Source organism: Prolixibacteraceae bacterium, from assembly GCA_019720755.1.
Taxonomy (GTDB): domain Bacteria; phylum Bacteroidota; class Bacteroidia; order Bacteroidales; family Prolixibacteraceae; genus Halosquirtibacter; species Halosquirtibacter laminarini.
Genome location: CP081303.1, coordinates 4,342,128 through 4,357,058, shown reverse-complemented (window position 1 = coordinate 4,357,058; position 14,931 = coordinate 4,342,128). Strand labels below are relative to the sequence as shown.

12 protein-coding genes are annotated in these 14,931 nt (G+C 35.7%); 2 read left to right on the top strand and 10 right to left on the bottom strand.

The window, feature by feature from the left end:
* Positions 1-85: 85 nt before the first annotated feature.
* The 3 genes from sufD to sufB are packed head-to-tail and all read right to left on the bottom strand — an operon-like array spanning position 86 to position 3,695.
* On the bottom strand, positions 86-1,453 hold the full coding sequence (sufD, locus tag K4L44_17310) for a Fe-S cluster assembly protein SufD (GenBank protein QZE14246.1): 1,368 nt from the start codon (positions 1,451-1,453) through the stop codon (positions 86-88).
* Positions 1,454-1,458: 5 nt separating this feature from the next.
* On the bottom strand, positions 1,459-2,211 hold the full coding sequence (gene sufC / locus K4L44_17305; protein ID QZE14245.1) for a Fe-S cluster assembly ATPase SufC: 753 nt from the start codon (positions 2,209-2,211) through the stop codon (positions 1,459-1,461).
* A 38-nt stretch (positions 2,212-2,249) separates the two neighbouring features.
* Positions 2,250-3,695, bottom strand: a complete 1,446-nt coding sequence (gene sufB / locus K4L44_17300; GenBank protein ID QZE14244.1) for a Fe-S cluster assembly protein SufB — start codon at positions 3,693-3,695, stop codon at positions 2,250-2,252.
* 225 nt (positions 3,696-3,920) lie between these two features.
* Between sufB and thiL the strand changes: the two genes are divergently transcribed.
* Positions 3,921-4,976, top strand: coding sequence for a thiamine-phosphate kinase (gene thiL, locus K4L44_17295; protein QZE14243.1), 1,056 nt, complete (start codon positions 3,921-3,923; stop codon positions 4,974-4,976).
* A 56-nt stretch (positions 4,977-5,032) separates the two neighbouring features.
* Here thiL and K4L44_17290 read toward each other — a convergent pair whose 3' ends face one another.
* The 5 genes from K4L44_17290 to K4L44_17270 all read right to left on the bottom strand — a co-directional run bounded on the left by K4L44_17290 (position 5,033) and on the right by K4L44_17270 (position 9,695).
* Positions 5,033-5,728 carry a response regulator transcription factor gene (locus K4L44_17290; GenBank protein ID QZE14242.1) on the bottom strand — a complete coding sequence of 232 codons (696 nt, stop codon included), beginning with the start codon at positions 5,726-5,728 and terminating at the stop codon, positions 5,033-5,035.
* Between the two features lie 9 nt (positions 5,729-5,737).
* Positions 5,738-7,156: a HAMP domain-containing histidine kinase gene (locus K4L44_17285; GenBank protein QZE14241.1), complete on the bottom strand. Its 1,419-nt coding sequence runs from the start codon at positions 7,154-7,156 to the stop codon at positions 5,738-5,740.
* Between the two features lie 290 nt (positions 7,157-7,446).
* Positions 7,447-8,100: a ribonuclease III gene (rnc, locus tag K4L44_17280; GenBank protein ID QZE16029.1), complete on the bottom strand. Its 654-nt coding sequence runs from the start codon at positions 8,098-8,100 to the stop codon at positions 7,447-7,449.
* A gap of 77 nt (positions 8,101-8,177) precedes the next feature.
* Positions 8,178-9,428, bottom strand: coding sequence for a beta-ketoacyl-ACP synthase II (gene fabF / locus K4L44_17275; GenBank protein ID QZE14240.1), 1,251 nt, complete (start codon positions 9,426-9,428; stop codon positions 8,178-8,180).
* 30 nt (positions 9,429-9,458) lie between these two features.
* Positions 9,459-9,695: an acyl carrier protein gene (locus K4L44_17270; GenBank protein QZE14239.1), complete on the bottom strand. Its 237-nt coding sequence runs from the start codon at positions 9,693-9,695 to the stop codon at positions 9,459-9,461.
* 191 nt (positions 9,696-9,886) lie between these two features.
* Between K4L44_17270 and purN the strand changes: the two genes are divergently transcribed.
* Positions 9,887-10,450 (top strand): phosphoribosylglycinamide formyltransferase, encoded by a 564-nt coding sequence (gene purN, locus K4L44_17265; protein QZE14238.1) that lies wholly within the window; start codon positions 9,887-9,889, stop codon positions 10,448-10,450.
* A gap of 453 nt (positions 10,451-10,903) precedes the next feature.
* Here the strand turns inward: purN and K4L44_17260 are convergent, their stop codons facing one another.
* Together K4L44_17260 and K4L44_17255 are read right to left on the bottom strand one after the other, a co-directional pair.
* Complete coding sequence (locus K4L44_17260) at positions 10,904-12,232, bottom strand: peptidoglycan DD-metalloendopeptidase family protein (GenBank protein QZE14237.1); 1,329 nt, start codon at positions 12,230-12,232, stop codon at positions 10,904-10,906.
* A 387-nt stretch (positions 12,233-12,619) separates the two neighbouring features.
* Entirely contained in the window at positions 12,620-14,773 is a 2,154-nt protein-coding gene (locus K4L44_17255; protein QZE14236.1) for a M1 family metallopeptidase, read from the bottom strand.
* Positions 14,774-14,931: the final 158 nt, after the last annotated feature.

Below are 14,931 nucleotides of genomic sequence, written 5' to 3'. Positions count from 1 at the left end.
ATACCTTTCTATATTATAATTAAACCTAAAAAAATAGGCCAAGAATGTCGTAAAAGTGTAATCTCAACAATTCTACTAAGTAAAATTAAGAGTTACAATCAATAGCACACGAATCACAAGGAGATTCCTCTCCGCGTAGACGACGTTCAAGCAATTGATCAATACGATCTCTCAATGCATCGATACGTAAGTTTGTCAACACATCATGGGCAAAGGCAAAGATCATCATCAAACGAGCTTCATCTTCTACAATACCACGTGAACGAAGATAGAACAATGCCTCTTCATCAATTTGACCAACTGTAGCACCATGGCTACACTTTACATCATCATTATCAATAATAAGCTGTGGCTTACTATTCATCTTAGCTGTATCTGTCAAAAGCAAACTATTGTTCTGTTGGAAAGCAGCTGTTTTTTCAGCATAAGGCATCACATTAATACACCCCGTAAATACACCTTCTGACTCTCCAGACATCACATTTTTGTAAACCTGTTTGCTATTACAGTACGGTTTACTATGATAGATCGTAGTAAAATTATCAATATGTTGATGTTGGTCTGCTACTGAGATACCATACATACTTGCATTCGCATTCTCACCATTAAGGTTGATTGTAAGATTATTACGAACCAATCCTCCATGAAGCACCACCGCATGAGTCAATACATTACTATTCTTATGCTGCTCAATGTTAATGCCACACAGATTCACTGTTTGGTCACTCTGATTCTGAACATTATACATATCCATAGAAGCATTCTCTTTGACCAACACCTCTGTCATATTACTGAAAACAAATGAATTGGAAGTCAATGTATGGTCACAAACAGCCACTTTTATCTGACTATTTGGTTCAAGAATGACCACATTACGCTGTGAGCAAAGACGATCTTCTTTTGACGAAAGTAAATTAATCACTTGAAGTGGTCGCTCCAATACGACTCCCTTGTCGACGTGAATAAAGATACCATCCTGTGCAAACATCGTATTCAATGCCAATACTGGATCTTTAGAACTATCCGTATATTTTCCTAATACCTCTAAAACTTTATCTGTATGGTTCTTCACAGCATCTTTCATGCTACAAACAGTTACCCCTTCAGGCAATCCTTCATGCTGGTTGTGTGTATAATACCAGCCATTTACAGCTAAAATATTATATGTCTCAAGGTCAGGCACATCACATTGAAATACCTCCTCAATATTCACTATAGCCTCTTCTGGAGAAGTTACGACTTCCCAAGTCTTTTCAAAAACTTCAGTAAGACTAGTATATTTATAGTTCTCAACCTTTTTTGATGGTACACCTTGAGATAGAAAAGCCTCTAATGCTTTTTCTCTGTGTATATTCATCAAATCAGAAGAACTTTTTGCAATTGCATCACTCTTCTTCTGATACAGATCATGAAGTAGAGATGTTGCAGTATTTAAAGCTTTGTTGTCGCTCATAAGGCTTACTCTCCCATCTCTTCTTTAATCCAATCGTATCCTTTTTCTTCTAACTCAAGTGCCAACTCTTTTCCAGCAGTCTTCACAATACGTCCCTTATACAAAATATGTACATAATCAGGAACAATATAGTCTAATAATCGCTGATAGTGAGTTACAACAATCGTTGCATTATCTTTTGTTTTCAACGCATTCACACCATTTGCAACCACACGAAGTGCATCAATATCCAAACCAGAATCAGTCTCATCTAGAATAGATAGTTTAGGTTGAAGCATTGCCATCTGAAAAATCTCATTCTTTTTCTTCTCTCCTCCTGAGAAACCTTCATTTACTGAACGGTTTGTAAGAGTTGAGTCGATATGCACAAGATCTTTCTTTTCACGCATCATCTTCAAAAAGTCTCCAGCTTTCAATGGAGGTAGATTTTTATACTTACGATGTTCGTTTACAGCGGTCTTTAAGAAATTAACCATACTTACACCAGGAATCTCTACGGGGTACTGGAAACTCAAAAACAATCCCTCTCTAGAACGATCTTCTGGGGATAGATCTATTAATGATTTTCCATCAAATTCAACAGAACCACCGATAATATCATATTTATCATTTCCAGACAAAACATTGGCCAAAGTAGATTTACCAGCACCGTTAGGTCCCATAATAGCATGTACTTCTCCTGGTTTTACCTCAAGATTTAGTCCATTTAAAATCTGTTTTCCTTCTACCGAAGCTTGAAGGTCTTTTATTTTTAGCATAACTTTTTTCTTTTCTCTTTTTTACTTCTACACTTTCTTTACCCTACACTACCTTCTAAACTGATTTCAAGGAGTCTTTGTGCTTCCACAGCAAACTCCATTGGAAGTTTATTGATAACCTCTTTAGCATAACCATTTACGATCATACCAATGGCATCTTCAGTAGATATCCCTCGTTGATTACAATAAAATATCTGATCTTCACCAATCTTAGAAGTAGTAGCTTCATGTTCAACCACTGCAGTATTATTAGCAACTTCAACATATGGGAATGTATGAGCTCCACATTGGTTTCCCAAAAGAAGCGAATCACACTGTGAGAAGTTTCTAGCATTGTTGGCATTCTTCCCAACTTTTACCAAACCACGATATGCATTGCTTGATTTTCCAGCAGAAATCCCTTTTGATACAATAGTACTCTTTGAGTTTTTACCGATATGAATCATTTTGGTTCCTGTATCAGCCTGTTGGTAGTTATTGGTTAGTGCCACTGAATTAAATTCAGCCACAGTATCGTCTCCAATAAGAACACAACTAGGGTACTTCCATGTAACAGCTGATCCTGTCTCTACCTGATTCCAAAGAAGCTTGGAACGATCTCCACGACAAATACCTCTTTTCGTAACAAAGTTATAGATACCTCCTTTGCCATCCTTGTCTCCAGGATACCAGTTCTGAACAGTACTATACTTTACCTCTGCTCCTTTTTCTAATATAATCTCAACAACAGCAGCGTGCAACTGGTTCTCGTCTCTTTGTGGAGCAGTACACCCCTCTAGGTATGACACATAAGAATCATCCTCAGCAACAATTAAAGTCCTCTCGAACTGACCTGTATTAGAGGCATTAATTCTAAAGTACGTAGATAGTTCCATTGGACATCTTACCCCCTTAGGAATATAACAGAACGAACCATCACTAAATACTGCAGAATTTAGTGCAGAGAAATAGTTATCGGTATAAGGGACTGCTTTCCCTAAATATTTTTGTATAAGATCTGGATGTTCTTGTACCGCTTCACTAAACGAACAAAAAATAATCCCTTTCTCGGAAAGAGTCTCTTTAAAAGTAGTTTTCACAGAAACACTATCGATCACAGCATCTACTGCAATACCTGTAAGTTGTTTCTGCTCTTGAAGTGGTATTCCCAGCTTATCAAAAGTAGCTAATAATTCAGGGTCAACTTCATCTAGACTCTCATATTTGGGTGTGCTTTTTGGAGCTGCATAATAGATTATTTCTTGAAAATCTATCTCTGGTATATTAAGGTGAGCCCATTTGGGCATTTCCATCTTCAGCCAATATCTGTAGGCTTTCAGCCTATAATCCAACATAAACTTCGGCTCCTTCTTCTTTGAAGAGATAAGGCGAATAACGTCTTCATTAAGACCTTTTGTGATCGTCTCCGTATCAATATCTGAGACAAAGCCATACTGATATTCTCTCTGTGTGACTTCGTTAAGTAACTTATCTTGATCTCCCATCTTGATTCCTCTTATTATTATCTCTCCTTAAAAATACAATAAAGAAGATTTGTAATGTTCTGAATCAACACCTCAGCAAACCACCTCTCTCTCGCAGGCTATTATAACGTTAACTGAGTTATTCAGACTCGTTTAATATTAATTGCAAAGATAACAAACAAATCCTATTTTTGCAGTAGAAAAGTTATAAATCATACCAATAGGTCTTAAAAAACTGTGAACCTCATGAGTAATCAAAAAACGGAGCTATCCGACCTTGGAGAGTTTGGTCTTATTAAGCATTTAACCAACAAAATAGCGTTACAAAACGAGAGTACTATCAAAGGGGTTGGCGACGACTGTGCGGTATTGAATTACCCAAACAAAAGAGTTGTTGTTACCACTGATATGCTGACTGAAGGGATTCATTTCAATTTAATGTATGTTCCTTTAAAACATCTAGGATACAAAGCTATTGCAGTGAATTTATCAGATGTTTATGCAATGAATGCCACCCCAAAACAGGTGACCGTTTCTCTTGCTCTATCCTCTAAATTTTCATTAGAAGCAATTGAACAACTATATCAAGGAATACATCTAGCTTGTCAAAGATATGGTGTTGATCTTGTTGGTGGTGACACTACATCTTCTCTTACAGGACTAACCATTTCCATTACTGCGATAGGGGAAGTAGACGAAGAAAAAGTGGTTTATAGAAATGGAGCAAAACCAAGCAATCTTCTTTGTGTTTCTGGAGATCTTGGTGGCGCATATATGGGACTTCAACTTCTTGAAAGAGAAAATGAGGTATACAAAGTAAACCCAAAGATGCAACCAGAGTTTAAAGAGTACGACTATCTTCTTGAAAGACAATTAAAACCAGAACCAAGAAAAGATGTTATTCAACTTTTCAAAGACAACGATGTATGCCCTACTGCAATGATCGATATCTCTGATGGTTTGTCTTCTGAAGTGCTACACCTTTGTGAACAGTCAGGCGTTGGATGTCGCGTATACGAGGATAAGATTCCTTATCATCCAAACACTCAAGACCTGGCACAAGAGATGAACATGAACCCTATTGTGGCAGCATTAAATGGAGGTGAAGACTATGAACTTCTCTTCACAATCGACATCAAGGAGTACGATAAGATTAAAAACAACCCGATGATCTCAGTTCTAGGACATATTACAGAGAAAGAAGAAGGAGCAAACCTCGTGACTGCGGGCATGGGTAAATTTATCCCTTTGGAAGCGCAAGGATGGAATCCTATAATGAATAAAAGAGAAGACAAAGAGTAAAATCAGATTATAAAGAGCAAAAAAAAGAGCTCTTTTTTAGAGCTCTTTTTTTAAAATTATACGATCAACTTATATCCTTTACCATGAACGTTGATAATCTCAACGCTTGGTTCTTGTTTTAAATGCTTTCGCAGTTTCGTGATATAAACATCCATGCTTCTTGCATTGAAATAGTTGTCATCAACCCATATCGTTTTCAATGCAAAATTTCTTTCAAGAACTTTATTAGCATTAACACAAAGAAGACGTAACAAATCCGACTCTTTTGTAGTCAATTTAGTAATATCATCATTCAACTGATTTGTCAAAGTCTGCTTACGAGAATCAAAACTTAAATTTCCCAATTTAAATACTGTTTGAGCAGACTCTTGGTTCTCTTGAGAGATACGACGCAATATTGCTTCAATACGGAAAATTAGTTCTTCCATACTAAACGGTTTGGTCATATAATCATCCGCACCAATTTTAAACCCTTCTAAAACATCCTCTTTTAGATTCTTTGCCGTTAAGAAGATAATTGGAATGTCTGCATTTACCATTCGAATATCCTTTGCTAAAGAAAACCCATCTTTCTTTGGCATCATCACATCGAAAATGCATAAACTATACTTACTCTTCATAAAACCATGATAAGCAGCTTCTCCATCTTCAAATAAATCTGTATCGTAACCTTTCGCCACAAGATACTCTTTAAGCAATAGACCTAAATTCTCGTCATCTTCTGCTAGTAGAATGCGTGTCTTTTGTTCCATAATCATATTCTATTTTTTTGCCGGTAGATAAATCTTAAACACTGTTCCCTTCCCCAGTACACTTTCTACTTGAATTACACCTTGGTGTTGTTCAATTACTTTGTGAACATAACTTAATCCTAGGCCAAAACCTTTTACATCATGTACGTTACCTGTCGGAACTCTATAAAATCGATCAAAGATCTGCTTTAAATGTTCTTTAGCAATTCCTATGCCATAATCTTTGATCTCAACTACGATATGATCGTCCTCGTTATAAGTTTTTACTTCAATTCGTGGAATTTCACCACTATATTTACAAGCATTATCCAATAAATTAAAGATAACATTTGAAAAATGAACCTCATCGGCCTTTACTCTATCGCGATCAGCTCGTAAGTCAACATCTAATGACCCACTTTCTTTAGTAAAACGAACTCCAAAATTCTCTGTTACTTGATAAACAATATCATTAACTTTTAGTTCATTAAAAATTAACTTTAATTTACCTTCATTAAAAACTGCCATCTGCAAAACCTTCTCTACTTGATGGCTTAATCGCTTACTTTCGTCATATATCACTCTAGAAATATGTGACACGGACTTCTGAGAATGCGTAACACTTGAATCTTTTAACATCTGGGACGCTAAAGAGATGGTTGAGATTGGAGTTTTTAACTCATGCGTCATATTATTCACAAAATCATTTTTTATTTGTGAAATCTTTTTCTGACGCAAAATTATATTGAGGGTTAAAATAAAAACCAAAATAATTATCGAAGTCAACAGAAAAGAAGGTAATACAAACATACCAACCTGTTGTCCGATATAATCTATCTTATCAGGAAAATAGATTGCCAAAACATATGCCTTAGGATGAATATCTTGTGGAAACAACATCATCGTCTCCTCATCATACCCTTGACTGTCATAACCAGGATCTTTCCATACATAACTACGGTAGCTCGTATAACATGTCTTTATGGCACACAAAAACCTAAGGTTAATACCATTCTTGTGAAGCTCTTGATAAATAATCGAACGTAATATAGTGGAATCTATTCGTTCTAGAATCGGTCGATTCTGAAGCTGAACTCTCTGATTGAAACTTAAACTAGATCCTTCATTACTAAAAGTCAGCTTACCAATATCCTTACCAATCTCTTCTTCCGAAATATCCTCATCATAAGTTATGGTATCAGTAATAAAGATACGTGAAGAGTCTCTGAGCACAATATAAGACTCTACGGTCTGCTCAGTCAACCCCTTCTTAAATTCATCGATCTCTAATCGACGAACAACGTTCACAAGAGTACTATTCACTAGATTGTGAAAATAGCCCTCTTTTAACTCTACATTTCGGCGTATAGACATGTACTGCACTAAAATAAGTAGTACGACAACCAATGCCATAACACCGCCTAATATGTAAACAAATCTTTTATTCATGACATGTTAAAGATACATGTTAAATTTTTCATGATTAAGATTTGAAACATGATTTAACTTTAAAATGCCAAAATATGAAAAAAACAAAGAAAGAATCATTCTATTTTACATATTTTCAGAGACTAATGTAAAAAAAAACCAATAGATGGTTTGTGTTTTAAAACATTTAATATAGATTTGCAGCCGAAAACATGGTTAATAGGTTTTAATTTTTGGGGTTAACTAAGTTTTTCACAAGGTGAATTTAGGTTTTGGTTAAAAAGGCGGGAACTCCCGCCTTTTTGTATTTTTTATATGTCCATTTTCTCAAAAGCACTCTTAGCAGCATTCTGCTGTGCTTCTTTTTTCGAATACCCTCTCCCATTTCCACGTTTTTGCCCATCTATCTTTACTACTGCGATAAATGGAGGCAAGTTGGACTGTTGACGAGACTCCTCATAGGTATCAAAAGTTACTGAGACTTTATTTTTTTGTCCCCACTCTATCAATTGACTTTTGAAATTTGTATTAACCTCCTGTACTTCATTGATATTTACATATTTTCGAATAATACTTTGAACGATCACTCTTTGCGTCACTTCATATCCTTTATCAAGATATAAAGCACCAATAAGCGCTTCAAAAGCATCTCCATAAATATGACTTGTCTCATTCTTCGAATTGGTTGTAGATTCAACGTATCGGTCTAAACCTGTTTGGAATGTAAGTTTCGTTAAAAATGAGCGATTCACTAACTTAGATCTCATCTGGGTTAAAAAACCCTCATCTTTATTTGGAAACCTTTTGAACAAGTAATCTGCAACAACAGCTCCTAGTATAGCATCACCAAGATATTCAAGACGCTCATTATTTACAGGGCACCCTCGTAGATCTGTTGTAGATGCCGATTTATGAATGAAAGCAATATCATAAAATAGAAGTTTCCCTGGAGTAACTCCTAACACAGATTTCAAAAACAAGTAAAACTCTTTTCTAGGAGAAGAAAAGAGTTTTACCCTATGTATTAACGTTTTGATCACTGTTAATTCATTTTTTTGAATATTAAAGTCGCATTGTGACCTCCAAATCCAAATGTATTGCTCAAGAATGCATTTACTTCACGCTCTTTCGCCTCATTGAATGTAAAATCAATTTTTGAATCCAATTCTGGATCTAACTCAAAATGATTAATTGTTGGAGGAACAATATTATTCTGCATTGCCAAAATACCTGCAATCGCTTCAACCGATCCGGCTGCTCCTAATAGGTGACCTGTCATTGACTTGGTAGAGCTAATGCTCACATCATAGATCCTATCACCAAATACTTCCTTAATTGCTTTTGGCTCAGCAATATCTCCTAGACCTGTAGAAGTACCATGAACGTTGATATAATCAATCTCATCGACACTCATACCTGCATCTTCTAATGCTAAACGCATACACAAGGCCGCACCTGCTCCATTTGGATCTGGCGCTGTCATATGGTAAGCATCTGCACTCATTCCAACTCCTGCAACTTCAGCATAGATTTTTGCACCACGTGCAACTGCATGCTCATACTCTTCAAGAATAAGGGCTGCACCACCTTCACCCATCACAAACCCATCACGATCCTTATCGAAAGGACGAGAGGCTGTTTTAGGATCATCGTTACGTGTTGAGATTGCTCTCATTGCATTAAATCCACCAATACCAGCTTTGTTAATAGCTGCCTCTGATCCTCCTGCAATAAGTAGATCCGCTTTTCCTAATCTAATTAGGTTTGCAGCATCATAAATCGCATGAGACGAAGAAGCACAAGCTGTCACTGTTGTCAAGTTTGGTCCTCTAAAACCATATTTGATTGAAATATTACCACAAGCAATATTTGCAATCATCTTTGGGATAAAGAATGGAGAAAACTTTGGAGACTCTGGCCTTGAATTGAAAGCAGTTACTTCATTATAGAAAGTATCTAACCCTCCAATACCAGCACCCCATATAATTCCAGCTCTATCTCTATCTAATTTTTCTAAATCAACACCACAATGCTCAATTGCCTGATCCGCAGCCACATATGCAAACTGTGCATATAAATCATGTTTACGAACCTCTTTGCGATCCAAATAATCCTGTGGATTATAATCTTTGATCTCGCATGCAAAATGAGTTTTAAACTTTGAAGAGTCAAATCTGGTAATGGGACCAGCTCCGCTGACCCCATTTTTAAGACCTTCCCAGTACTCTTCAACGTTTTTTCCGAGGGGGTTGATTGTTCCTAGTCCTGTGACTACAACTCGTTTCAATTCCATACCGGAAGAAATCCTTTTATATAGGTAAAATTATTTTTTAGCTTCTTCGATGTGAGAAATAGCCTCACCTACAGTACCAATCTTCTCAGCTTGATCGTCTGCAATCTCGATATCGAATTCTTTTTCGAATTCCATGATCAACTCAACAGTATCCAATGAGTCAGCTCCTAGATCATTTGTGAATGAAGCCTCTAGTGTTACTTCGCTTTCGTCAACACCCAATTTTTCTACGATAATTTCTTTTACTTTTGCTGAATAGTCAGACATAACTGTAAATTTTAAATGATTAAATTTGAATGAAATATTTTCTACGATACAAAGTAATAAAGAATCGGTTTTAATTTCAAAGCTTTTTATCTTAATTCTAGCAATTCGGAGTTCAAACAGAGACTTTCCTGTCTTTTTTCGAAAATATGAGTCTAAAAGTCTATTATACAAAACTACTCAACAAACTACATATGAAACAGATAGCCATATTCGCATCCGGCAAAGGAACGAATACAAAGAACATAATTAAACACTTCAAACAGAGCAAAGAGGTTCATGTTCGCATTATTCTAAGCAACAACACAGATGCAGGTGTGCTGTATATTGCGAAGGACGAACAAATAGAATCTATTGTAGTAAACAGGAAGGACTTTAACGACACAGAACATATTATAGCTCTTCTAAAAAATCGAAAAATTGACCTAATTGTTCTTGCTGGATTCCTTGTGATGATCCCTCCTTCACTTGTAAACTCCTTTTCTATAATCAATATACATCCATCTCTTCTACCAAAATACGGAGGAAAAGGAATGTATGGCTCTCATGTACATGAAGCAGTCATCCAAAATAACGAGAAAATTAGTGGTATCACCATCCATCGAGTAAATGAACAGTATGACAAAGGGGAAATTCTACTTCAAAAAGAGATTCTTTTGGATAAAAACGAAACTCCAGAAAGTTTACAACAAAAGATTCATCATCTTGAACACCATTTCTATCCTCAAATAATTGAATCCGTTCTTTCCCTAAAGTAGTTGGATCTCACATGTAACAATAGATATAATAAAAGCAGATTCAGATACCCTTTGGATACCCTTTAGTTACTCTAGGGGTAACCAAAGGGTAAGCAAACCCTATCGCAACGGTAGGCAAAGTAAGAATGAAAACAGGCTCTTTTACTGAAGAGAAAGACAACATAAAGGGATGAAGCGATTCATTTTAGCTAAAGATCATTCATTAAGAAGAACCTATTACGAAGTTTTGCAATAGTAGGACTAGAGGTTAATCCATGGAGATCTAACTTTTCAAATACACGAGATCTTATCCCATGCTAAATTTGATATCATACTAATCATATCAACAATAGTTAGGGGAAGAGAAATGAGTAATGAAGAGGTTACCCCCAAAAAAGAAGAGAGCACTATATGGATATATAGTGCTCTCTTCTTTGTATCTAGTAGTATTTGATATGTCTTTAATAAGAAGAACTACTTTGTTGAAATTTCTGTTTTTATTGTATCGTTAGAACTACTGACATTCAATGTTTCTGACAATACGATCGGTTCGATCAATAGATTTTTCAAACTATCCACATCCGATTCAAAACGAACCCTGTTTTCTGGTTTTACTGGAGCGACAGGTGGTGCTTTTAGTTTCAATGGATCCATTGCTTTACCATTTCTAAAAACACGGAAATCTAGATGAGGACCAGTAGCCAATCCAGTTGAACCTACATATCCAATCAATTGACCTTGCTTCACACGCTTTCCAACACTCATGCCTTTAGCAAAGCCATGTAAATGCATATAAGTAGTAGTATAAACAGAGTTATGTTTAATCTTCAGATATCTTCCACCTCCACGTCTTTGATATCCTTTCTTAATAATTACTCCATCACCGATAGAGTGTACTGGAGTTCCAGTAGGAGCGGCATAGTCAATCCCAAGGTGAGGTCGACGATATCTTAAAACAGGATGTAAACGACTATACGAGAATCTAGAACTTATTCTAGAGTATTTTAATGGTGCTTTTAAAAAGGCTTTCTTTAGACTTTTCCCTTCATGGTCAAAGTAGGTAATTGTGCTATCCTGCTCAAAACGATATGCATCATACTCCTCTCCACGATGCGTAAAATCAGCAGCATAAATATGACCAATACCTATAGACTCGCCATCCACATATAGTTCGTCATACATAACATTAAAAGTATCCCCTTTCTGAATACCAAAGAAGTCAATAGTCCAAGCAAATATATCAGACAAAGGAATAGATAATTGTACGTTGATATTATTATCCACCATTGCATTCCACAAAGAAGAAGTGATTACTCCTTTGCGATGCTTCATTACTCTCTCTATCTTCTTCTGACCTCTTGTTATCTTAAGAGAATCCCTAAAATCATAAACAACATAGTCGGTATTGTCAATCTCATAGATAAAGTAATCTGTCTGTCGAAGGCTGTCCTTACTGCTAAAGATAGAGAAACTATTTCCCCTTTTCATTTTTCGAACATCAAAAATTGGCTTTGATTCTCTAGCCAATCTATCAATCATGTTGTAACTGATACCATATTTTAAAAGGATATCAGAAAGGAATTCATTCTTTTTCACCAGTGAGGTTGTAATCTCGAATGAATCTACAGGAAGTCCATACTTTAAAATTGGTTCGGGAGCTACGTCAGGTATGCTATCAGAAACAGATGTATCTGAAGGAATGTCATACTCTGTAAAGTTCGGATTACTATAAAAATACCAAGTGATAGAGACAACGACAATAGCAACCAATGCTATTAATACTCGTTTTTTATTTTGCTTCATTATATCATTTCGTTTTCTTAATGCCGAAGGTAATGATACCAAATCACTTTTGCAATTTTAACCAATAAAACAGCAAAAGACCCAACACATTCAACATGAACATATTACAATTTATTTCATTGTTTAATAATCATGTTTTAACTAAACAAATACAATTGTTTAACACTCTAAAGATAAGGGTAAGTGATAAGTATTATACTTCTTTATCTAGTCTCTGGTATCAAGAAACAATCGTTAAAAATGGAATTCATTTGGTCGTTTCTTATCGAAAGAAAACTCCATTATCAGAAAGTAAAAAAAATTGCCTTTAGGTCAATGATCTAAAAACCTAAAGACAATCTAAAATAATCAAATTTGCAATTTTCACCTCTGCAAAAGCAGTCTATACTATTGCCTTACTGCTTTAATATTGTGGCCATTAACAGTAAGTGTCACACTACGAATTACACCATCTTTTCTATTCAAAGCCATCTTTATAAAATTGTCTTCAGTCACAAAATGATCTTTATCCATAGGGATTAGATAATTCTTTACCTTTTTTGCTTTTACTTCAATGAATAGTTTGTTCTCTTTTTCAGTGATATTAGCATCAATTCCAAATAATTTAATTCGGTAGTTCCCTACAATCGAAGAGATATCAATATCACGATACCTATCCTTCACCGAAGGGTAGTAGTTGTTTTTAACATAATAGTCCGGCATATCTCTATTCAGTTCAATTGAAGAGACCTTATCCGCATTAGGTATATTAAGTTTCAGAACATCTTGATTATTTTTCCATACGGAAATATTATGAGCAACATAAAAAGGTGCAAGATCACTCCCTTCAACATAGTGAGCAGTGACCGAAACGCCTAACGGTCTTGAACCAACTTTTCGAACCGTTAAGATTCCTTTTTCAAAAGAATCTATCGCTAAATCAGCTGAGCCAATCTCAAAAAACCAAGGTTTCCACAACCAACCAAGATCTTCCCCTGCAAGTTTCTCAATACAGTAAAAGTAGTCGTAAGGAGTAGGGGATTTGTAGGCCCAAATCTCAACATATCTTTTGTAAATCTCTCTAAATTTTTCTCTCCCTAAATACTCACAAAGTAGATCATTCACATATCCAGGCAAAAGGTAGTTCTGAAAATCAACAGAATTAAATATATCGTGATCATAAACACCATAACAAGGCACAAAACCGGGGCAAGTCTTTATATCAAAACATACTCCTTTCATCCCATTCTTGAATCTTGATGCAACAGAGTTACCTCCTCCATTCATCTTAAACACTCGTGGAAACTCATCTTTTAACAGATGAGAATTCGTAAAAATAGCAAATCCTTCATCCATCCATGCATAACGACGTTCATTGGTCCGAACATACATTGGAAAATAAGAGTGGAATAATTCATGCATTAGAACTCCAGTATTGATTGAACCAATATTGGTAATCATAGGAAACTCCATGCCACCTAAATCTGATAATCCTAAGAAGCTTGAATAAGTCGGATAAGGATAAGGTACCCCTGGCATCTCTTCAGAAAAGTATTTCATAGCTTTTTGCAATACCTCAACCCCATCACCATATATTCGATTTTTATCTTTGATATAAGCATTGTTAAGCAACACCCTTCTCCCGCTTATCTCAACAGATGATGCATCCCATAAGTGGTGATCACTAAAAGCAAAAGCAAAATCAGTTACATTAGAAGCTTTAAACACCCACTTAGAAGACTTCATCTTAAGCTTTGAAAAGTCCTTCTTTCGAACAATATGAACCACCTTATCGGATGTCTTTGACTTCTTATATTTTTCATAAATATCAGTTGGTAAAACATCTTCGGCATTCTCAAGTGTTCCTGTACCCCACACAATAAAATTATCAGGTGCAGTAATATCAACCGTATAGTTTGCTAAGTTATTATAGGCCTCAGACTCAAAAGTGTATTGAAGACGATCCCAACCAAATATATCATCATATACAGCAATTTGTGGATACCAATATCCAACAAAACATGAAGTCTCATCAAAGAAACCTGTGCGGACCTCAGAGTTTGCAATCTTTTGTTCCCATTCAAACGTAATATCCAACTTCTCTTTCGAAACCAAAGGTTTCATAAGCTTAATATAGAGATTGGTTCCATCTATACGAAAAGATTCGTCATCATCTAAATCAATTTCCTTTCCATCAACAGTACACGCTGCAATATTCACACCCTCATTCATTCCCTCTACTGACAATGATTGTAGGCGAGCAGCACCTGGTTTAAATGCATTTTGATACAACCGAACAACAATCGTATTCAATTCATCTGGACTATTATTAGTAAATACGATAGTCTCAGCTCCTGTTAACAATCTAGTCGTCGGTTCGATTTTAACATCAATATCGTAATCAACAATATTTTGCCAATATTTTTCTCCGGGAACACCATCCTTCGAACGAGTACCTTGTTCGTACGCCTTGCGAAAGTTTTGCCCAATAAAAATATCACTCTGACCATAAGAGGTCATCCCACCTAAAACAATAAATATTATTGCTAAAATTTTCTTCATCTCTTTCTATTTTTATCTTTCATTGAATGTTAGTATCACTAATTGATAATTTGCTACAACAGAGATTAAAAAAAACTCAAACACATCCTTTATTGAGACCAGAAGAGGGAGTAAATGAAAGCAATATCGATATCTTTTAAGACATATATTATAACCTC

Excerpts from the sequence above, each read along its gene's own strand:
- sufD (QZE14246.1), bottom strand. The coding sequence starts at position 1,453 with ATGAGCGACAACAAAGCTTTAAATACTGCAACATCTCTACTTCATGAT.
- sufC (QZE14245.1), bottom strand. The coding sequence starts at position 2,211 with ATGCTAAAAATAAAAGACCTTCAAGCTTCGGTAGAAGGAAAACAGATT.
- sufB (QZE14244.1), bottom strand. The coding sequence starts at position 3,695 with ATGGGAGATCAAGATAAGTTACTTAACGAAGTCACACAGAGAGAATAT.
- thiL (QZE14243.1), top strand. The coding sequence starts at position 3,921 with ATGAGTAATCAAAAAACGGAGCTATCCGACCTTGGAGAGTTTGGTCTT.
- K4L44_17290 (QZE14242.1), bottom strand. The coding sequence starts at position 5,728 with ATGGAACAAAAGACACGCATTCTACTAGCAGAAGATGACGAGAATTTA.
- K4L44_17285 (QZE14241.1), bottom strand. The coding sequence starts at position 7,156 with ATGAATAAAAGATTTGTTTACATATTAGGCGGTGTTATGGCATTGGTT.
- fabF (QZE14240.1), bottom strand. The coding sequence starts at position 9,428 with ATGGAATTGAAACGAGTTGTAGTCACAGGACTAGGAACAATCAACCCC.
- K4L44_17270 (QZE14239.1), bottom strand. The coding sequence starts at position 9,695 with ATGTCTGACTATTCAGCAAAAGTAAAAGAAATTATCGTAGAAAAATTG.
- purN (QZE14238.1), top strand. The coding sequence starts at position 9,887 with ATGAAACAGATAGCCATATTCGCATCCGGCAAAGGAACGAATACAAAG.
- K4L44_17260 (QZE14237.1), bottom strand. The coding sequence starts at position 12,232 with ATGAAGCAAAATAAAAAACGAGTATTAATAGCATTGGTTGCTATTGTC.
- K4L44_17255 (QZE14236.1), bottom strand. The coding sequence starts at position 14,773 with ATGAAGAAAATTTTAGCAATAATATTTATTGTTTTAGGTGGGATGACC.